19 protein-coding genes and 1 tRNA gene are annotated in these 19,994 nt (G+C 66.8%); 13 read left to right on the plus strand and 7 right to left on the minus strand.

Annotation, left to right across the window (positions count from 1 at the left end):
• Nucleotides 1-4: 4 nt before the first annotated feature.
• Complete coding sequence (vccB, locus tag PW734_02635) at nt 5-457, minus strand: Verru_Chthon cassette protein B (GenBank protein MDE1170097.1); 453 nt, start codon at nt 455-457, stop codon at nt 5-7.
• Nucleotides 458-587: 130 nt separating this feature from the next.
• Here vccB and PW734_02640 point away from each other — a divergent pair, with 130 nt between their 5' ends.
• The 3 genes from PW734_02640 to PW734_02650 are packed head-to-tail and all read left to right on the plus strand — an operon-like array spanning nt 588 to nt 5,137.
• On the plus strand, nt 588-2,786 hold the full coding sequence (locus PW734_02640) for a sugar-binding protein (protein ID MDE1170098.1): 2,199 nt from the start codon (nt 588-590) through the stop codon (nt 2,784-2,786).
• Nucleotides 2,787-2,836: 50 nt separating this feature from the next.
• Nucleotides 2,837-4,213, plus strand: coding sequence for a GH1 family beta-glucosidase (locus tag PW734_02645; GenBank protein ID MDE1170099.1), 1,377 nt, complete (start codon nt 2,837-2,839; stop codon nt 4,211-4,213).
• Between the two features lie 15 nt (nt 4,214-4,228).
• Complete coding sequence (locus tag PW734_02650) at nt 4,229-5,137, plus strand: hypothetical protein (GenBank protein MDE1170100.1); 909 nt, start codon at nt 4,229-4,231, stop codon at nt 5,135-5,137.
• Between the two features lie 13 nt (nt 5,138-5,150).
• On the opposite strand, the gene PW734_02655 is transcribed toward PW734_02650, so the two are convergent.
• The 3 genes from PW734_02655 to PW734_02665 all read right to left on the minus strand — a co-directional run bounded on the left by PW734_02655 (nt 5,151) and on the right by PW734_02665 (nt 8,230).
• The gene (locus PW734_02655) at nt 5,151-6,398 is read right to left on the minus strand and encodes a glycosyl hydrolase (GenBank protein MDE1170101.1); all 1,248 of its coding nucleotides are present in this window, start codon (nt 6,396-6,398) and stop codon (nt 5,151-5,153) included.
• Between the two features lie 44 nt (nt 6,399-6,442).
• Entirely contained in the window at nt 6,443-7,246 is an 804-nt protein-coding gene (locus tag PW734_02660) for a PEP-CTERM sorting domain-containing protein (protein MDE1170102.1), read from the minus strand.
• A gap of 123 nt (nt 7,247-7,369) precedes the next feature.
• A complete protein-coding gene (locus tag PW734_02665) occupies nt 7,370-8,230 on the minus strand; it encodes an AraC family transcriptional regulator (GenBank protein MDE1170103.1) in 861 nt (286 codons plus the stop codon).
• Between the two features lie 96 nt (nt 8,231-8,326).
• Between PW734_02665 and PW734_02670 the strand changes: the two genes are divergently transcribed.
• Together PW734_02670 and PW734_02675 are read left to right on the plus strand one after the other, a co-directional pair.
• Complete coding sequence (locus tag PW734_02670) at nt 8,327-9,379, plus strand: LacI family DNA-binding transcriptional regulator (GenBank protein ID MDE1170104.1); 1,053 nt, start codon at nt 8,327-8,329, stop codon at nt 9,377-9,379.
• 77 nt (nt 9,380-9,456) lie between these two features.
• Complete coding sequence (locus tag PW734_02675; protein ID MDE1170105.1) at nt 9,457-10,185, plus strand: hypothetical protein; 729 nt, start codon at nt 9,457-9,459, stop codon at nt 10,183-10,185.
• Here PW734_02675 and PW734_02680 read toward each other — a convergent pair.
• A complete protein-coding gene (locus PW734_02680; GenBank protein ID MDE1170106.1) occupies nt 10,094-10,951 on the minus strand; it encodes an AraC family transcriptional regulator in 858 nt (285 codons plus the stop codon). The genes PW734_02675 and PW734_02680 overlap by 92 nt on opposite strands.
• 81 nt (nt 10,952-11,032) lie before the next feature.
• On the opposite strand from PW734_02680, the gene PW734_02685 reads away from it, so the two are divergent.
• Nucleotides 11,033-12,433: an alpha-glucosidase/alpha-galactosidase gene (locus PW734_02685; GenBank protein MDE1170107.1), complete on the plus strand. Its 1,401-nt coding sequence runs from the start codon at nt 11,033-11,035 to the stop codon at nt 12,431-12,433.
• A 5-nt stretch (nt 12,434-12,438) separates the two neighbouring features.
• Nucleotides 12,439-12,609, plus strand: coding sequence for a hypothetical protein (locus PW734_02690; protein ID MDE1170108.1), 171 nt, complete (start codon nt 12,439-12,441; stop codon nt 12,607-12,609).
• On the opposite strand, the gene PW734_02695 is transcribed toward PW734_02690, so the two are convergent.
• Nucleotides 12,606-13,262 (minus strand): SGNH/GDSL hydrolase family protein, encoded by a 657-nt coding sequence (locus PW734_02695; protein ID MDE1170109.1) that lies wholly within the window; start codon nt 13,260-13,262, stop codon nt 12,606-12,608. The genes PW734_02690 and PW734_02695 overlap by 4 nt on opposite strands.
• A gap of 135 nt (nt 13,263-13,397) precedes the next feature.
• Between PW734_02695 and PW734_02700 the strand changes: the two genes are divergently transcribed.
• From PW734_02700 to PW734_02710, 3 genes are all read left to right on the plus strand, one after another.
• Nucleotides 13,398-13,964, plus strand: coding sequence for a hypothetical protein (locus PW734_02700; protein ID MDE1170110.1), 567 nt, complete (start codon nt 13,398-13,400; stop codon nt 13,962-13,964).
• 54 nt (nt 13,965-14,018) lie between these two features.
• Nucleotides 14,019-14,681 carry a rhodanese-like domain-containing protein gene (locus tag PW734_02705; GenBank protein MDE1170111.1) on the plus strand — a complete coding sequence of 221 codons (663 nt, stop codon included), beginning with the start codon at nt 14,019-14,021 and terminating at the stop codon, nt 14,679-14,681.
• A gap of 114 nt (nt 14,682-14,795) precedes the next feature.
• The gene (locus PW734_02710; GenBank protein MDE1170112.1) at nt 14,796-16,814 is read left to right on the plus strand and encodes an NAD+ synthetase; all 2,019 of its coding nucleotides are present in this window, start codon (nt 14,796-14,798) and stop codon (nt 16,812-16,814) included.
• A 38-nt stretch (nt 16,815-16,852) separates the two neighbouring features.
• Here PW734_02710 and PW734_02715 read toward each other — a convergent pair.
• A tRNA-Ser gene (locus PW734_02715) sits at nt 16,853-16,939 on the minus strand.
• Nucleotides 16,940-17,030: 91 nt separating this feature from the next.
• Here PW734_02715 and ligD point away from each other — a divergent pair.
• The 3 genes from ligD to PW734_02730 all read left to right on the plus strand — a co-directional run bounded on the left by ligD (nt 17,031) and on the right by PW734_02730 (nt 19,947).
• On the plus strand, nt 17,031-18,635 hold the full coding sequence (ligD, locus tag PW734_02720) for a non-homologous end-joining DNA ligase (protein MDE1170113.1): 1,605 nt from the start codon (nt 17,031-17,033) through the stop codon (nt 18,633-18,635).
• 13 nt (nt 18,636-18,648) lie between these two features.
• On the plus strand, nt 18,649-19,281 hold the full coding sequence (locus tag PW734_02725) for a hypothetical protein (protein ID MDE1170114.1): 633 nt from the start codon (nt 18,649-18,651) through the stop codon (nt 19,279-19,281).
• Between the two features lie 69 nt (nt 19,282-19,350).
• On the plus strand, nt 19,351-19,947 hold the full coding sequence (locus PW734_02730; GenBank protein ID MDE1170115.1) for a ferritin-like domain-containing protein: 597 nt from the start codon (nt 19,351-19,353) through the stop codon (nt 19,945-19,947).
• The last annotated feature ends 47 nt before the right edge of the window (nt 19,948-19,994 follow it).

The following is a 19,994-nucleotide window of genomic DNA, read 5'->3' on the forward strand; positions in this document are numbered from 1 at the left end:
AACGCTACCGCCCGTTATTGGCAACGAGGACCGAGTAGTGGCTGACCCGCTTGGGGTTGACGGTGCTGGAGATGTCGATGGTGGCGACGCGCGCGGAGTTCTCGTTTAAGTCCACGCCCTCCAGCCCGTTTTGAAAGGAAAGGGACGCCGTGTAGACCGGCCGCGCGCCGGCCAGCGGCCGGGCCGAATTCGTGCTGGAAAGCGGCATCCCGTCCACGTCGAAAAAATACTGGGTGCCGTCCAGGCTGCTGTAGTCCTGCAAGCTGATGTCGGTCACGATGGCTTGCACGATCTGGGACTCCACCGTCACGCGCATCGCGCTTTGAAAGGATTTGAGACCCACAGGGATCAGCCCCAGGAGCGTCACCATGGCAAAGCTGACGATGCCCAATGCCAAAGTCACCTCGATAAGGCTAAACCCTTGGCGAGGGCAGCGACGGAGGCGACCGTGTCTCATCTCTTACTATCTTTCTTCGTTTCTACTGTAACAACCAATGATTCATAATTTGACAGTCAATTGAAGATAATATGACTGTCAAATGACCCCGTTTTGCCAAACATTGAAAAAACTGCAACATAGTTGAATCGTGAAGGCCCGGCTCGTTTCTCTCTGCGTTGCCAGCAGTCTAGCCGCTTCCCTCGCCCACGCCACGCTCCTCGACCGCTTCGGACAGCCCCGGGAGGGCGTCTGGCCGGGCAAGGTGGAGGACGAGGCGGCGCTGCGGGCCGACGTGGCCGCCGACGCCGCCTATTATGACTCCCTCCGCCCCCGCGCGCGCGACGCCTTCGGCGGCCTGCCCGGCAGCGGCAAGGAGCTGGGCCTGGAAGCCACCGGATTTTTCCACGTGGAAAACAAGGACGGGCGCTCCTTCCTCGTCGATCCCGCCGGAAACGCGTTCTTCCACCTCGGCGTCTGCGGCGTCGGGCCGGGGGACACCTACACCGTGACGGAGGGGCGCGCGGGCGACTTCGCCTGGCTTCCGCCCCAGGACGGCCCCTTCCAGACCGCCTACCGCGGCGGCGGCCCCGCCGGCGTCTTTTCCTTCTACCTGGCCAACACCATCCGCAAATACGGCGCGCCCTACGACGCCGACGCCTTCTCCACCCGGATGATCGAGCGGCTCCGCCAGTGGGGCTTCAACTCGATCGGCGCCTTCTCTCCCCTGCCCCCGGCGGTGCAGAAGGCGGGCATGCCCTACGTCTCCCATCTGCCCCTGGACCCCTCCATGGGCCTGCCGACGCTCCCCGGCATGGTCGGCACCTGGGACCCCTTCGAGGCCGGGTGCGAGGAAAAGATCGACCGCGCCTTCGCCCGCGTCGTCGACAAGCGCGCCGCCGACCCGCTCCTCATCGGCTGGTTCCTGGCCAACGAACCCCTCTACGAGGACATCCCGCGCGTCGTCCCCGGCCTGAAGGCCGACCACGCCTGCAAGCGGGAGCTCGTCGCCGAGCTGCGGAAGAAATACGCCGACGTCGCCGCCTTCAACGCGGCCTGGAACGCCGCCTTCTCCTCCTTCGACGAGCTGGGCGACGCCAAGCTGCTCCCCGCCACCCGCGCCGCCGTCGACGACCTGCGCGCCTTCAACGCCGCGTTCTACGAGCGCTACTTCGCCACCGTCGCCGCCGTCTACCGCCGCCACGATTCCCGCCACCTCCTCATCGGCAACCGCCTCCAGCCCGGGACGATCAACGACGAGGCCCTCTGCCGCGCCGCCGGGCGGCACCTCGACGTGATGTCGTTCAACTACTACACCGACGCCCTCGACGCCGACTTCCTCCGCCGCATCCACGAGTGGACCGGCGGCCTGCCGATGATCCTCAGCGAATTCTACTGGGCCTCCAAGGGCGACTCCGGCCTCTCCGGCGGGCGCGCCGCCGCCAGCCAGAAGGAGCGCGGCCTGGCCTACCGCAACTACGTGGAGCAAAGCGCGGCCCTGGGATTCGTCGTCGGCATCGAGTGGTTCCAGCTGATCGACGAAGCCGCCGACGGCCGCTGGTACGAGGGCAAGGGCGGCGAGCGGGCCAACTGCGGCCTCCTGAGCGTCGCCGACCGGCCGTGGAAGGAAACCCTGGACGAAATCACGCAAACCCATGCCCGCATCTACGACGTCTGGCTGGGGAAGGAAAAGCCCTTCGTCCTCGACCTGCCCCGCTTCACCTCCGTCCTGGCGGCGCAGCGGACCACCTCCATCCCGCGCGCCACCGGCCCCATCGCCCTGGACGGCTCCGGCGCTCATTGGCCCGGCGTCCCGCCGGAGCGGATCGAGAGCGGCCGCCTCGTCGTCGGCGCCGACGCCTCCGGCCTTTCCGCCACCTACAAGGCGTGCTGGGACGACGCGAACCTCTACGTCCTGGTCCACGTCACCGACCCGACGCCGCTGCAGAACCGCCACACCGCCCGCTGGTTCTGGATGGGCGACGCGGTCGAGGTCTTCGTCGGCACAGAGGAGCCCGATCACGGCGGTCCCCTCCGCTTCACCGACCGCCACTACGTCGTCGGCGCCAAGCAGCCGGGCGCGCCCGTCATCCTGGAAAGCGCCACCGGCAAGTCGGACGGGCCCGCGCAGGGCGCCGTACTCCCCGCGGCGGACGGCTACTCCGTGGAAATCGCCATCCCGTGGAAGGACCTGGGCGCGACCCCCCGGACCGGCTTGGAGATCCTCTTCGACGTCGGCATCGACGACAGCGCCGACGGCAACGACCGCCGCGCCCAGCTGATGTGGAGCGGCACCGACAAGAACCCCGGCGACCGCACCCACTGGGGCCACGCCACCCTTCTCCCCTGACCCCAACTCTTTCCCCCCAACCTCAACCCTGATACCCTGACCTCCTCCGCATGAGCACGACCTCTCCCTTCCCCTCCACCTTCAAATGGGGCGCCGCCGCCGCCGCCTACCAGATCGAAGGCGCCTGGAACGAAGACGGCCGGGGCCCCTCCGTCTGGGACGAGTTCTGCCACCAGGGAAAGACCTACCACAAGCACACCGGCGACGTGGCCTGCGACCACTACCACCGCTGGCAGGAGGACATCGGCCTGATGAAGCAGATCGGCCTCCAGGCCTACCGCCTCTCCGTCAGCTGGACCCGCATCTTCCCGGACGGCACCGGCGCGGTGAACCAGAAGGGCCTCGACTTCTACAGCCGCCTCATCGACGGCCTGCTGGAAGCGGGCATCGAGCCGTGGGTCACCCTCTTCCACTGGGACTACCCGCTGGCCCTGGACCGGAAAGGCGCCTGGACCAATCCCGAGAGCCCCCGCTGGTTCGCCGACTACGCCGGCTTCGTCGCCCGCAAGCTGGGCGACCGCGTCAGCCACTGGATGACGCTCAACGAGCCCCAGTGCTTCCTCAACCTGGGCTACGCCCACGCCACCCACGCCCCCGGGGAGCGCTACACGCTGCCCAAGCTGGGCGTCGCCTACAAAAACATCCTCCTGGCCCACGGCCTGGGCGTGCAGGCCGTCCGCACCAACATCCTGCGCCCGGTCCAGGTCGGCCTGGCCCTCCAGGGCAACGCCCGCATCCCGGAAAAGGAGACGCCGGAAAACATCGAGGCGGCGCGGAAGAACTACTTCTCCCTCATCCCCGGGGCCTACTGGGGCCAGGTCGCCTGGACCGACCCGCTCTACCTGGGCCGCGAGCCGGACGGCGTCGCCGAAGTCTACGGCGCGGCGTGGCCGGGCCTCGACAGCGACGACCTGAAGACCATCGCCCAGCCGGTCGATTTCCTGGGCAGCAACTGCTACAGCGGCAGCTACGTCCGGGTGAACGAGGACGGCACCTCCAGCGAGATCCCCTTCGTGGAAGGCAGCGCCATGGGCAGCCTGGACTGGCTCCAGGTGAACCAGGAATCCCTCTACTGGAAGACCCGCTTCCAGCTGGAACGCTACAGCGGCGCGCGGAAGATCCCCATGGTCATCACGGAGAACGGCCTTTGCAACCTCGACTGGGTCGGCCTGGACGGGAAGGTTTCCGATCCGCAGCGGATCGACTACATGCAGCGCTACCTGCGCGGCCTCAAGCGGGCGGCGGCGGAAGGGCTGCCCCTGGGCGGCTACTTCTACTGGTCGGCCTTCGACAACTTCGAGTGGGCGGAGGGCTACAAGGACCGCTTCGGCCTCGTCCACGTCAACTACCAGACCCAGAAGCGGACGCTGAAAGAATCGGCCCACTGGTACCGGGACGTCATCCGCACCCACGGCGCGGGGATCTAACCCAACAGCCGATCCATGCCGCGGCGATACCTCCTCCCCATCGCCGCGGCTTTCCTGCTGGGGGCGGCGATCGCCGCCGCCCGTCCGGTGAAAATGTGGACCATCGACGAACTGGCCGCGCGCAGCGCCGTCGTCGCCAACGGCCTGGTTCTCAATGTCTCCCCCGACGGCCCGGCCCCGCCGAAAAGACTCCTTTCCAACACGCCTGTCCCGCAGCAGGCGTTCCGCGCCCAAGTCAAAATCCTGGCCGCTTTCCAAGGCCAGCCAGCCGCCGCCATCGCCGTCCGCTACAACGCGACCGATATGGAGAAAGCCCGCATGATCATGAACGGCCCCCGGGAGATTTTCTTGGAAAAGGGGAAGCGTTACCGCTTCTACCTCAATCCCGCGCCGGACGGCGACGGCTACGTCGGCGCTTTGGCCGGGGAGTTCGACGACGGGAGCGCCGTCCAGGCCTTGGCCCCCGGGGTGGCCGATGATGCAAAGCCGGTCACGCTGGAGAGAGCCGTCGAGATCGCCCGGGCTTATGTGGCGGCCCATTGGCCCGCCGGCCGCCCGATTCCCGAACATACCGCCGCCTCGGCGGACGGCCTGGGCTGGGTTGTGCAATTCTATTCCAGCCAGGTCTATACTTACCCCCCCTTCACCGCCGACGCGTCGGTCCGGATCGCGGACGGCGGCGTGGCCGCCCCCGATTCCTGGATCGCCCTCGCCTTCGTTCCCCCCATCTCGGTCGACGCCTCGCTAGTGGGGAAACCGGTCCGCATCATGACCGGCCTGGGCCAACAGAATGGCCCGCTCCGCGAAATCCGCGGCGTCGAGGACTGGACGCTGGATATCGACGGCGCCTCGCCCTCACCCGGGCTCGATCCATCCCGCCTCCCGAGCGCCGCTATCTCAAGCCTGCAAATCCTCGCGCCTTAGCGCGCCCCCGGCATCAAGGGGCGGAAGGCGCCGGAGTCGCTTCCGATACGGGCGCGGAGGCAGCCTCCGGGGCCGGGGCGGAGGGCGCCGGGGCGGTCGCGTCGGACAACGTGAAGAGTTCCTTGTACTTCGCCGCCGCCTTGGGGAACTGCGTCTGGCGGTTGTTGTTCGGGTTCGGGCAGAGCTGGTGGTCGCCGTCCGGCGCGCCGACGTCGAAGTAGCAGGCGAAGTAGACGTTGTTCGCCGGGTTCTGGATGAAGCGGTACATCTGCTCGATGTAGTAGGGGTTGTCCAGGCCGCCGTGCTTGTCCTTGCGCAGGCAGACGCCCCACTCCGGGATGGTCAGCGGCTTATGGTGGCGCTGGGAGAAGTCGACCCAGTAGGCCAGGCCCATCTTTTCCTTGGAGCTGGTCACCGTCTTCCACGTGTTTTCGTGGCGGGCGGCGATCGCCGCCTCGTCGCCGTTCTCCGGCAGGGGATAGGTGTTCGGCTGCCAGGACTGGTCGTAGACGTCGACGCCGATCAGGTCGACCACGTCGTCGCCGGGATAGGCCTTCTCCGGGGAGTAGGGCCACCAGGGCTCCATGGCGGGATTCCAGCAGAACTTGAGGTTCTCCGTGCCGGGCACCGCCCGCATGGTGGTGACGATCTGCTTGAAGTAGGCCGCGTAGGCGACGGCGGACTCTTCCTTCTGGGCGCGGTAGTTATACCAGCCGCCGTTGAATTCCCAGCCGAGGCGCAGGACGGTGTTGCCCAGCCCCGCCTTGACGAGGTTCTCCGCCAGGCGCTGGAAATGGATGTTGTAGGCGCCCTTGGCCCCTTCGGCCAGGGAGACGGGGTTGCCCGCGTCGTCGCCCGTCTTGGGGCCGGTCAGGTTCCACGGACCGGGCAGAAGCGGCACGCTCAAGACCAGGCGGCGGCCCGGCGGCCCCTTAAGGATCCAGCCCTTCCAGGTGCCGAGCTGCCATTCCTCGCCCTCGATCTTCGACCAGGATTCGATCGGCATGAAATCTTCCGCCCACATGACCTTGCGGTTCAGCCACGGGCCGTAGGCGTCATAGAGTCCCTTGACGACGCCGCCCTGCCCCCAGCGGTAGACGCAGAAGTACGGCGCGGCGGTATTGTCGTTGATGGGCAGCAGCGCCTCCCCCGAGGGGGCCGCCGCCGCCGTGTCCGCGGCGGGCGCGGGAGCATCCTGGGCCAGGGCCGTTCCAACAAAAGCCAGGGCCAGCACGGCCAGGCGGAGGGGGAGCTTAATCATGAAGTGGCAAAGGGGCGCGCGCCGGAACGCGCCCGGGTCTTCTTTTAGGACAGGAAGACGGAGCGGCGGCGCAGACGCCAGATCAGCACCGTCCCGCCCGCGATGACGAGGGCGACGGAGGAAGGCTCCGGCACGGCGATGGCGGTGCCGTTGAGCTGGACGTTGTCGATGGCGACGCTGCCGCTGGTCGAGGTGAAGTCGTAGGTTTCCTTGATATAAAACGTCGCGAGGTTGTCGACGGCCGTCGGCAGGGTCAGGGTCACCGTGCCGAACGCGCTGTTGATGCCGGGCGTGCCGCTGCTGGGCGTCAAGGTCACCCACGTCGTGCCGTCCGTGCTGTAGGCCCAGGTGATGGTCGCCAGAGCCGTCGTCGTGCTGGTGCTGAAGCGGATCGCGGAGGAGAACGTCAGGCTCGTGTAGCCGGTGCTGCTCAGGGTAAAGGTCAGCGCGTTGCTCATGACCCCGGAATTGAGCATGATGAAAGAACCGCCGGTCGTCGTGTCTCCCGCCAGGCGGTTGACCGTCGAATCGCTGTAAGCGCCCCAGACCGGCGGGCTGGCCGTCGCGCCGCCGTTGACGCCGCTGCCGCCGCTGCCGCTGCCATTCACGCCGGAAAGGTCGAGCAAGCCGTTGGTGAAGACCGCGCCCATCGTGGAATTGCTGGAAAGGGTGCGGGTGGTGGGATTGAAAATTTCCCCGTTATTGCTGCCGGAGGTCACCGCCGTCGCGCCATTGGTCGTGAACTTGCCCACGTACCCACTGCCGAAAACGGCCATCTCATTGTTGAAATCCCAGTATTCCAGCAGCACGGCGTGGGCGGGGAGCGCCAGCGCGAGGAAAGTGGCCACGGCTCCCAGCGTGAGGAGTCCTAAGGAACGGCACCGCGTTTTCATTGCACTAATTTAATCAACAAGCGCACCGACACCACCCCCGACGCTTATGTTATTTCATCAATTTATGTCGAGTTTTGGTCATTTCGGCTTAGTACGGACGCTGCTGGGGGAATGCCCGGTCTTTTGACGAAACCAGTACGAAAAGTGCGGCAACGATTTGAAACCCAGGTCGTAAGCGATTTCCTTCAAGGGGCGGCTCCGGCGCACTTGGACGAGCGCGTTTTCCAGCCGGCGCCTTTCAAAATAACGGCGCGGCGTCAGGCCGAAGTGGCGGAGAAACAGGCGGTTGAGCTGGCTGACGCTCAGGCCCACCCGCGCGCCCAGGATCTCCTCCCGGCACGGTTCCGAGAAGGAAATATGGTCGAGGTATTCGGCGACGGCCAGGGCGCGCGCGTCGATCGATTCCATGTGGGACGGCTCCAAATGGAGTTCCTCCAGAATGCCCGTAAAGGCCTCGAGCCAGGCGCTGAAGTAGTTCCGCAGGCGGCAGTCGGTCTGGAGGGAGGCGGTCTTTTCCCGCAGGTCGTGGCCCGCGCCGGGAAACTCCTTTTGGACGAAGCGCTCCAGGCGGCGCGTCTTCACCTCAAAGCGGGGAAAGCGGGCGGAGGGAAAGACGAGCGCCACGGGCCAGTCGAAGAGCGGCTTGCCGCCGGGCCAGTGGAGGTGCAGGTGGACGGAAAGCAGCCGGGTGTCCGCCAGGAACTTCTGGCGGCGGGCGCCCTGGCGCGGCAGCACCCAATCGCCCGGCCCGGCCTGGGCGCTCCCTTCGTCGGTGACGATCTTCACCCCCCCCTGCCGGATGAGGAAGATCGACTGGCCGAAGTGGGGGGAAGTTTCCTCCAGGTAGGCGTTCTCGACGGGCCCCTCGTAAATCCAGGCCAGCTCCACCCGCAGGCGGGCCCAATCCTCCAGGCGCAAATGATGAAAGCCCCGACTCATGCGCTGCTCCTTAACTTTTTCCGCCGTCCGTTTCAATGCGGAGATTTTCTTTAAACCGCCGCGGGAGGCCCTATCCTCGCCACGCAGAGAAGCCCCATGCGCCCCACGCCCACCATCCGCCAGCTCGCCCTTCTGGCCGGCGTCTCCCGCACGACGGTGTCGCTGAGCCTGCGCAATCACCCCAGCATTCCCGCCGCCACGCGGGAGCGCATCCAAAAGCTGGCGCAGCAGGAGGGCTACCAAATCGACCCCCTCGTCGCCACGCTGATGACGCAGCTGCGGATCGCCCGCCGGCGCCGCACACAGGAAAAGCTGGTCTACCTCACCTCCTGGAACGAGCGGGACGCCTGGCGCGCCTCGCCGAACGACGCCGCCTTCCACGAGGGGGCCCAGATCGCCGCCGCCCGCCTGGGCTACGACGTGGAGCACATTTGGAGCCAGGAGCCGGGCCTCACCGGCAGGCGCCTTAGCAAGATCCTCTACACGCGCGGCATCCGCGGCGTGATCATCGCCCCGCTCCCGCGCCCCCACCAGCACATCGCGCTGGAGTGGCCCCACTTCGCCGCCGCGGCGATCAGCGAGACGATCATCGAGCCCCACCTCCACCGCACCACCCACTCCCACGGCAACGGGATGAAGATGATGCTCCAGCGCCTCAAGGAAATGGGCTACCAGCGCATCGGCTTGGCGAATCTGCAGGAGCACGAGCGCCTGGTCGGCCACGCCTGGGAAGCATTCTATTACGTCCATCACCACTCCCTGCCCGCGGCCCAGCGGATCCCGCCCCTTTTCCTTCCGACCTGGGAAGAAAAGGCGTTCAGGGAATGGGTCCGCCACCACCGGCCGGACGTGGTGGTGAGCAACCAGCTCCAGCCGCTCCACCTCCTCCAAGCCTGCGGGCATGCCGTGCCGGACGACATCGGCTACGCGTGCCTGGACCTCCCCGCCGCGCAGGATGCGGGCATCGCGGGCATCGACCAGCTGCCGCGCCTCGTCGCGGCGGCGGCCGTCGACCTCGTCATCACCCAGCTGCAGAGCAACGAATTCGGCGTCCCGCACCAGCCCAAGATCGTCCAGCTCGACGGCTGCTGGCGGGACGGCAAGACGCTGCGGGCGCGCACCGCCGCCGCTTTGGCCACCCCTAAATAAGAGAGAGCCCGCCCGGGCTTGACTGTCACGCTGAAAAGGGGGTGCCATTGCAATACATGATTCCTTAGCGTATTCTCATGCGCTCCCTTCTGCTCACCCTCCTCCTGGCCGTTCCCGCCCTGCTGCACGCGGACGAGATCACCTTCTCCGCCGCCACCACCAGCCCCGGACAGACCGACCACATCGCCGTGGGCCTGCACGTCAACGTGCCCAACCTGGGCAATCTGACGCTGGAAATGCCGCAGCTCATTCCCTCCGGCCAGGGTGACTGGATCCGGCCCAGCCTGGGCAAGCTGGAGTGCGACGACACCACCGCCACCGTCCCCTACTCCAACGGCGCGAAGTTCACCTACAAGATCGAGGCCGACCACTCCATCCTCTGCACCTACTCCGGCATCCCCGCCGGATTCAAGTCCCTCTGGTTCTCCATGGTCCTCCCCGGGGCCTTTTCCACCGGCGGCCAATACGGCTTCGGCGGCGCCGACGCGCTCAAGCCCTTCCCCGCCACCCCGGGCAACCGCCACGTGCTGGAAAACCAGGCCTCGCCCTTCCTCCTCGTCAGCCCCGCGGGCGGCGGCGTGCGGATCGAGGCCCCGTCGGAAAGTTTCGGCTTCAACGATTTCCGGCCCGGCTGGAACGCCTTCTCCCTGACCTTCTCCTACCTCTTCAAGGACAACCCGGAGAAAGGCTCCTTCACCCTCCGTTTCCTGCCCCTCAGCGCCCCCGCTTCCGCGCCTGCGGCCGCCCCCGCCCCGGCCGCGGAGAAGGCTCCGGAGGCCGCTGCGCCGCCCGCCGGTACGCCATAGGCGTGCTGCCGTAGCGGCGGCGGAAAAAGAGGCCCAGCTTCGTCGCCGAAGAAAAGCCGCACTGGAAAGCCACCTCCGCCACCGGCAGCCGCGTCGAGCGCAGGAGCCGCGCCGCCGCCTCCATCCGCAGGCCCCGCAGGAACGCGGCGGGGCTTTCCCCCATCTGCTTGAAAAAGAGCCGGCTGAAATGTTCCCGGCTCATCTGCGCCAGGGCGGCCAGCTCCTTCACCCGCAGCGGCTCCTGGTAGTGGGCGCGCAGGTAGGCGGCCGCCCGGGCCAGCGGCTGCGCGGGCTCCGGCGCCCGCAGCCGGCGCACCACCTCCAGGTGAAACCGGTAGGCCGCCACGCTCGCCTCATAAGGATGGCTCCAGCCGCGGCGGCGGCCCTTGGCGATCAGCGCCTCCATTTCCCGCACCGTGGCGGGGGCCAAGGCCACCACCGGCCCGCTCTGCTCCCGCAGCGCGCCCCAAAGCCGCAGGGCCAGCCCGCCGTAGAAATTCAGCCAGGAAAAGACCCACGGCTCGCGCCCGGAGGCGGGGTAGCCGTAGCGGCTGGCCTCCGGCACCAGGGCGATGAAGGCGTGCCCGCGGGGAACGGCGTATTCCCGGCCGCCGAAGGCCATCCTCCCCTCCCCCGAATGCGTGTATTGAAAAATCACAAATGAATCATTTTCACGCCGCCGGTTGTCCCACTGGTAGCGGGGCGATTTTTGAATTTCTTTCGACTCTCCAAAGGAGGAGATGAGAAAGTTCTCTTCGTTGGTCACCCCGGCATCATATCACAAAACGGATAAATATATCACAATTAATGAATGGGCCCGCGCTCCCCGCGCGCTCATCATCGGACCATGAGCGCGAAAATCACCCTCATCGGGGCGGGATCGGTCATTTTCTCCAAGAACCTGATCGGAGACATCCTCCAGTTCCCCGAGCTGGCCGACTCCACCCTCTGCCTCATGGACATCGACCCCCAGCGGCTGAAAATCGCGGAGCTGATGACCAAGCGGATGATCGCCACGCTCAAGGTGAAGGCGAAGGTCGTCGCCACCTTAAGCCAGCGGGAGGCCGTCCGCGGCGCCCGCTACGTCATCTGCACCGTGCAGGTGGGCGGCTACAAGCCGGGCACCGTCCTCGACTTCGAAATCCCGCGCAAATACGGCCTCCTCCAGACCATCGGGGACACCCTGGGCGTGGGCGGCGTCTTCCGCGCCCTGCGCACCATCCCGGTCATCAACCGCCTCGCCCAGGACATCAAGGAAGTCGGCGCGCCGGGCTGCATCCTGCTCAACTACACCAACCCCATGGCCATGAACTGCCGCGCCGTCGACCGCGCGGTGGGCATCCCCCACGTCGGCCTCTGCCACTCCGTCCAGCACACCTCCCAGGACCTCTCCAAATTCCTGGGCGTGCCCTGGGAGGAAACCACCTACCTGGTGGCCGGCATCAACCACATGGCCTTCTTCCTCAAATTCGAGCACAAGGGCCGCGACCTCTACCCGGACCTCTTCGCCCTGCTGAACAAGCGCGGCTTCGACAAGGAAAAGGTCCGCTTCGAAATGATGCGCCGCCTCGGCTACTTCGTCACCGAGTCGAGCGAGCACCAGAGCGAATACACCCCCTACTTCATCCACCACGGCAAGAAGGTCATCGACTCCTTCGACATCCCCATCGACGAATACCTCCGCCGCTGCCAGTGGGCCATCAGCAGCTGGAAACAGACGGAAAAGGAACTGCTGGGCGACGACAAGGGCATCCCCATCCAGCCCCAGACCTTCGAATACGGCTCCTACATCATCCACTCCTGCGAGACGAACACCCCCCGCGTCATCTACGGCAACGTTCCCAACCGCGGCCTCATCGACAACCTCCCGGCGGGCGCCTGCGTCGAGGTCCCCTGCTTGGTCGACGCCCAGGGCATCCAGCCCACCCACGTCGGCCCGCTGCCGCCGCAGCTCGCCGCCATCTGCCAGACGAACATCAACGTCCAGGAGCTGACCGTGGAGGCCGCCCTCACCAAGAAGCGGGAACACATCTACCACGCCGTCATGCTCGATCCCCACACCTCCGCCGTCCTCCCCCTGGACAAGATCTGGGCCATGTGCGACGACCTCATCGCCGCGCACCAGAAGCACGGCCTGCTGGGCCAGTTCACCGAAAGCGTCCGGGGAGCCGCCGCCCGCCGCGCCAAACCCGCGGCGAAGGCCAAGACCGCCGCAAAAGCCAAGCGCCGGACACCCGTCCTCGCCTAATCGCCATGCGCCCCCTCTCTCCCACGCCCCGGACCGACGCCGCGCGCGCGAAAGAAGCCGCCACCCTGGCAAAGAGCCCCCTCTACCGGAAGCTTGACCATCTCTTCCAACTGGCCGCCACCGCCCCCGCCGCGCTCCGGGCACGCCGCCGGACGGCGAAAAAGCGGACCGGCTAGGTCCAGTCGAACCCCACCGCCTCCAGGAAGGCCCGGGCCAAAATCATGTGGCCCGCCTGGTTCGGGTGGACCCGGTCCCACGCCAGCGCGGCGGAATGCCCCCCTTCCAAGGCGCGGTCAAAGGCTGCCTGCGTGTCGACGAAAACCGCCCCGTGCCGGGCAGCCAGCTTCTTCACGATCGCGCCATATTCGTCCATGCGCCGCCGCATCGGGTCTTTAAGACTGGGCTCCAGGTAAAAGGGCGTCATCAACACCAGCCCGTCCAGGAGCGGCTTCGTCTTCCGCAAAAGCGCGTCGAGCGTCTTCTCATACTCCGCGGGCAGCACCTGGATCTCCGCCCGCTTCGGCGAATCGAACTGCCGCCAGACATCGTTGATCCCGATCATCACAGAGAGCCACGTCGGCTTGAGGTCCAGGACATCGGTCTTCCAGCGCGCCTTCAGGTCGCGCACCGTGTCGCCGCTCGTCCCCATGTTGACGATTCGAATTTGGTTCCGGGGCCGGAAAGCGCCCAAGACCGCCTCCACCATCGTCACGTAGCCGCGCCCCAGAGGATCGAAAAGCCCCTCCGCCACCGGCTTCTCCCGGCCCGCGTCGGTGATGGAATCGCCGATCATGAGAAGCTTGGCGCTCGGGGGAATCAGCAAGGGCATCCGCGTTTCTTATCCCTCCGGCTCGAAAAATCAATCGCTCTCGAAGGGAAACCACGCACGCGGAACCCCTACCCAAAACATAAGAATATATACTCTATTGACTTAATAGAATATTGGAATAGGCTAACCCCCATTATGGCTTCCGTCGCCCTCAACCAATACGCCACCCTGCCAAAATCCCACACATACGGGACGCAGGGCATCCGGGACCTCAGCGAGTCGCTCCGGGCCTGCGGCGGGCTTTCGGCGCTGGCCCATGCCGGCCAGCTGGCGGGGAGCGAGCGCGACCATGAAGCGGTTCTCGCCGCCGCCTTGATCCAGGCCGTCCGCCTGGGCGGCTTGCTCAAGGGCGACCTTCCCGTCCGCGTCCTGGGGGACCTGAAGAGCCTGCAAAAAACGGCCCGGACGGCGGCGGAAAACGTCGCCTCGAGCCTGACGCAGTTCCACAGCTACAGCGGACGGCTCCTGCCGAGGTGGCAAGGAGCCTGGAAAGGCGTCGAGAACGCCGTCGCCACGCACTTTGCCGGGGATGAGAAAAACCTGCCGCTGGTTTCCGGCATCGTCGCCGGGGTGAAGCAGGCGGGGGAACGGGCCCACGCCCGGGAAACCCAGGAAGCGGCCTCGCGTTCCGGCCTTTTGGGCGCGATCCAGGCCACGGCCCAGCCCAGGCAAGACCTTTGTCTAGGCGGAATAAACCGCTGACGGCGCGCCCCCCTCCATCCCACCTTTTCAACCGAACCAAAAACCCTTCTTCTTATGGCCACCTTCCTCACCGTCCAAGATTTTCAAAACGCCTCCGCACAGGAAAAAGGCGTCCTCATCGATGTCCGCACCCCGGGCGAATACGCCTCCGGCCACGTGCCGGAAGCCGTGAACGTCCCCCTCAAGGAAGTGCGCGCCGAATCGATCCGCGCCCGCTTCGGCGACCAGCCCATCCACTTCGTCTGCCAAAGCGGGAGCCGCTCGGAACAGGCGGCGAACATCCTGGAACGGGCGGGCTTGAAGAGGGTGTACAGCCTCGACGGAGGGACCGAGGCCTTTAAAAAGGCCGGGGTTTCCCTGGAAACCGGCTCCTCCCCGGCCGCGGCGCACAATTCCGCCCCGGCTCCCGCGACCGCCGCGGCTCCCGTGCCCCGGACGCGCCCGCCCGCCTACCTCCTTTATCCCGAATCCCTAAAAAAGGAAAACTGGGTCGCCCTGCGGGCCGCCCAGGAAGCCTGGCGGGAAGCCCATCCGCAGCCCAAGCCCGCCGAAGTCGTCCATCACGACCTCCCGGACAACGAAGGCTGGCACACGAACGGGAAGGGCGTGAAATCCCGTCCCGAACGGCTGGCGGCGCTCCACGACGGGTTTTCCGGAGAACGCATTCCGAAGGAAACCGCCCTTCCCGGCGGCCTTTCCGCGGCGCGGACTCTCTAAGGCAAGGCGCGGGCGGCGGCCGCTCCGCCGCCGCCTTTTTTCCCACCCACACCTCCCCTCTCTTCCCAGGCGCGGACAGCCTCCGTCGCCCGCTCTTCGTCGCCATTCCACGCCATGAAGCCAATCACCGTCGCCGCCGTCTCCCTCAACCAAACGCCTCTCGATTGGAGCGGAAACCGGAACCGCATCCGCCAAGCCCTGCGCGAGGCGCGGCAGGCGGGCGCCTCCGTGGTCTGCCTGCCGGAGCTCTCCCTCACCGGCTACGGCTGCGAGGACGCCTTCCACGCGCGCGGCACCCACGAAGCGGCGCTCCGCCTCCTGGAGGAGCTGCTGCCCGACACGAAAGGCCTTGTCGTCAGCCTGGGCCTTCCCCTGCTTTACAAAGGGGCCTTGTTCAATACGGTCTGCCTGGTCGTTGACGGCATCCCCGCGGGCCTCGTCGCCAAGCGCTTCCTGGCCGGCGACGGCATCCACTACGAGCCCCGGTGGTTCAAGCCGTGGCCGGAAGGGGTGCGCAAGGGCGTCTCCCTTGCCGGGCATGAGGTTCCCCTGGGGGATCTCCTCTTCGAAATCGGCGGCGTCCGCATCGGTTTTGAAATCTGCGAGGACGCCTGGGTGGCGGCCCGGCCCGGGGCCCGGCTGGCCCTGCGCGGCATCGACCTGATCCTTAACCCGAGCGCGAGCCACTTCGCCTTCGGCAAACTGCGCATCCGCGAGCGGTTCGTCCTGGAGGGCAGCCGGGCGTTCAACGCCAGCTATGTCTATTCCAACCTGACGGGCAACGAGTCGGGCCGGGCGATCTACGACGGCGGCAGCCTCATCGCCAGCGGCGGCAGCCTGGTGGCCCGGGGGCCGCGCCTTTCCTACCGGGACGTCGTCGTCACCACGGCGACCCTCGACATCGACGCGACGCGGATGAGCCAAGCCCGCACCGCCAGCTACCGGCCCCACATCGAGCCCGGGGAGGATGATGCGGTGCGGATCGGCTTCGCCTGGCCCGCGCCTCCCTCCTCCCCCGCGACGTCCCCGTTCAAGGCGGAGGCCTGGGAGGACTCGCCCCGGCTCAAGGAGGAAGAGTTTACCCGGGCCGTGGCCCTGGGCCTCTTCGACTACCTGCGCAAGAGCCGGCTGAACGGATTCGTCGTCTCCCTGAGCGGCGGCGGCGACTCCTCGGCCATCGTCTGCCTCGTGCGGCAGATGGTCGACCTGGCGATCCTCGACATCGGCCTCGACGGGCTGCGGGAAAAACTCGCCTACATCCCGGGAATTGCCGGGGCCTCCAACGCCCGGAGCCTGACGCGCCTGCTGCTGGCCACCGCCTATCAGGCAACGGAGCACAGCTCGGAAGAGACGCGGGCCGCGGCCCAGGCGATCGCCGGGGAGGCAGGGGCGACGCATCTCGAGCTGGACATCGCCCCGCTGGTCGACTCCTACACGCGCCTCGTCTCGGCGGGCCTGGGACAATCCCTGTCCTGGGAGGACGACGGACCCGCGCTGCAAAAAATCCAATCCCGCGTCCGCTCCCCGGGCATCTGGCTAGTCGCGGACCTGCGGCGGGCGATCCTTCTTTCCTCCAGCAACCGCTCGGAGGCGGCGGTGGGCCACGCCACGGTGGACGGCGACACTAGCGGCGGCTTGAGCCCCATCGCCGGCATCGACAAGGCGTTCCTGCGGCAATGGCTGCGGTGGGTGGAAACGGAAGGCCCGCGCGGAATCGGCCCCCTGCCCGCGCTGGCGGCCGTCAACCGGCAGCCACCCGCCGCCGAGCTGCGCCCCGCCGAAGACAGCCAAGCCGACGAGGACGACCTGATGCCCTACCCGGTGCTCGACTCGATCGAAAAGGCCGCGATCCGGGACAAGCTGGCTCCCGTGGAATGCTACCACCGCCTCCGGCGGGAGTTTCCGGCCCGTTCCGCCGGGGAAACGGCGGCCTGGGTGGATCGATTCTTCCGCCTTTGGTGCCGAAACCAATGGAAGCGGGAGCGCTACGCCCCGTCGCTCCACCTCGACGACGAAAACCTCGACCCCAAAACCTGGTGCCGTTTCCCGATCCTCTGCGGAGGGTTCGAGGAGGAGCTGGAGGAATTGCGGAAGACAGTCCAATCCCAGCAAGCCGAATTGGCCCTGCTCTAGAGAAAGATTGCGCGCCCCGCGCTTTTTGGCTTTCCCTGCGGGCAGGGAGGGATTCGAACCCCCGTTGGCCTTGCGGCCAAAGCGGTTTTCAAGACCGCCGCATTCAACCACTCTGCCACCTGCCCCTGGCGGGAATGCCACTCACCCTGCCACCTCCTTTGCCCCAAAACGAGGGCAAAAAGTGGCCGCCGCGCCGCTTCTGCGCTACATTGGCCCATGAAGGAGCCGCGCCGCCAAAGCATCCTGCGCGTCGACAACCGGAATGTGCCGGTCTCCAACCTCGGCAAGATCTTCTACCCCGAAACCGGATTCACGAAGGGCCAGGTCCTCGACTATTACGTCCGCATCGCGCCGGTTCTCCTGCCCCATCTCCGCAACCGGCCCCTGACGCTCAAGCGGTATCCGAACGGCGTGGCCGCCCCCTTCTTCTACGAAAAGGAGTGCCCCTCCCCCCGCCCCTCCTGGGTCGGCACCTGCGCGGTGAAGCGCCGCAAGAAGGCGGGAGAGGTCCATTACTGCCTGGCCAACAACCTGCCCACCCTCCTCTGGGCCGCGAATCTCGGCGACTTGGAGCTGCACACCTTCCTGGCCACCTGCCGCGACGTGGAACGGCCCACGCAGGTCGTCTTCGACCTCGACCCGGGCGCGCCCGCCGACCTGGTCGACTGCGCCGCCGTGGCCCTGCGGCTGCGCGCCCGCTGCGCCGCCCTGGGACTGGAGTGCTTCGCCAAAGTCTCCGGGTCAAAGGGCATCCAGGTTTCCATCCCGCTCAACACGCCGGCGGCGTATGAAACGACCGCGCCCTTCGCCCGCGCGCTGGCCGAGGCGCTGGTGCGGGAGACGCCGGAAAAGGTCGTCTCCAACATGCGGAAGGACCTGCGCAAGGGGAAGGTGCTGGTCGACTGGAGCCAGAACTCGGCCCACAAGACGACGGTCTCCGTCTATTCCCTCCGCGCGAAGGACCGCCCCTACGTCTCCCTGCCCGTGACGTGGAAGGAGCTGGAGACCTGCGCGCGGACGGGGAAAAAGGCCCCGCTCTTCTTCGAGGCCGATGCCGCGCTGAAGCGGGTGTCGAAGCTGGGCGACCTCTTCGCCCCCGTCCTCACGCTCAAACAGAAGCTGCCGCGCGGCTGGGAGAAGAAGCTGGCCGCGCCGGCCGAGGAGGCCCCGGCCCCGAAGCGAAAGAAGCCCGCGCTGAAGGCCTACCGGAAGAAGCGGGACTTCGCCCGGACGGAGGAGCCGGAAAGCGGCGCGCCGAGCCCGCGCGGGAAGGACCCGCTCTTCGTCATCCAGAAACACGCGGCCTCCCACCTCCACTACGATTTCCGGCTGGAGATGGACGGCGTCCTCAAATCGTGGGCGGTGCCGAAAGGGCCCCCGACGCAAAAGGGCGTCCAGCGCCTGGCGATGGAGGTGGAGGACCACCCCATGGACTACGCCCGCTTCGAGGGGACGATCCCCCGGGGCCAATACGGCGGCGGCACGGTGATGGTGTGGGACATCGGCACCTGGCGGCTCTTGGACGGCGGATTGCGGCAGGGGAAGCTCCGCTTCGCCCTCGCGGGAAAGAAACTGCGGGGAGAGTGGTCTCTGGTCCGCATGCGGCGGGAGGGGGAAAAGCCCGCCTGGCTCCTCCTCAAAAGCGGCGCCGCCGCGCGCGCGATCGGCGCGAAGGCCGACGCCGCCTCCGCGCTCAGCGGCCGCTCGATGCAGGAGATCGGGGCGAAATCCCGATCCGTCTGGCAAAGCAACCGGGGCGGCGGCGCGGCGAAAGGCCCCTTCCGCGGCAAGATCCGCGCGCTGCTGGCGCAGCGGAGATAAATGGGGGGAGCCGATGCCGACGACCTTCCTCCTCTCTCCCGCGCGGCTCGACGGAAGGCGGGCGGCCCTTCTTTTCCACCCCCAGGCCGATTTCCCTTTGGCCCAGCGGTTGCGGGCGGGAAAGGTCCCGTTGGGGGAGGTCTTCAGCTTTCTCAGCGGCCTCTATTTTCGCGGGAAATACGCGTATGCCGCCCACTTCGGCACCGCGCTGGTCATCACCTCCAACCGGGGCCTGCTTCCCGCCCAGGAGCCGGTCGGGCTGGGGGAGCTTTCCCGCTTTTCCCGCGTGCCGATCGATCCCGCCGACCCGCGCTACCGCGGGCCGCTGGAGGCTAGCCTCGCGGCCGCCGCGGCCCAGGCGGGGACGGAAACCTCCTTTGTCCTCCTGGGGAGCCTGGCTACGGACAAATACACGGGAATCCTGCGCGCGGCCCTAGGCGCGCGGCTTCTCTTTCCCCCCGCTTTCCTGGGCCGGGGCGACATGAGCCGGGGCGCGCTGCTCCTCCGGCAGGCGGCTCTTTCGGAAGAGCTGGAATACGCCTCGATCGCAGCCCTGCCTCCCCAGGCAAAAGCGCCGGCACCCCGCGCCGTCCCTGTGCAGAATGCAGCCGTACGAGGAGGCAGGCGCCTCCGCCGAGCTATTTAAAATTTACTGGGGGCCAATGGGTTACGGATATTTTTGGCTCCCTGGAACAGAGGATGCCCCCTGGGAGGGATGAGCACGCACACCAACTATGCCATGCGCCGCAATCAGAACGTTGGCGCAGGCGAAAAGATCAAAGAGAAGGCCACGGCTCTCTACGAGAAAATGACCGGCCAGGATAAGGTCACCACGCTGGAAGATCTCTTTGTGGAGCAGCTGCAGGACCTTTACTCCGCCGAAACGCAGCTGATCGAAGCCCTGCCGAAGATGGCCGAGGCGGCAAACAATATCGAATTGCGCCGCGGCTTCCAAGTCCACTGGGAGGAGACAAAGGGCCACGCCCGCCGCTTGGAACAGATCCTTTCCCGCATGGGGAAGAGCGCCAAGGGCAAGACCTGCAAGGCGATGGAAGGCCTCATCAAGGAAGGCGGCGAGGCGATTTCCGAAAACGCCACCCCCGAGGTGAAGGACGCCGCCCTCATCGCCGCCGCGCAGCGCGTGGAGCATTATGAGATCGCCGGCTACGGAACCGTCCGCACCTACGCGGGCCTTTTGGGCGACGGCGTCGCGCAGAAAATGCTCCAGCAGACCCTCGACGAGGAAGGCGCGACCGACAAAAAGCTGACCGCCGCCTCCGAGAAGCTCAACGTCATGATTCCCATCTCCTAAACCTCAACCCAAGGGGGACGGCATTTCACGATGCCGTCCCTCTTTTC

This window comes from Verrucomicrobium sp. (assembly GCA_028283855.1).
In the GTDB taxonomy this organism is placed as follows: Bacteria; Verrucomicrobiota; Verrucomicrobiia; order Methylacidiphilales; family GAS474; genus GAS474.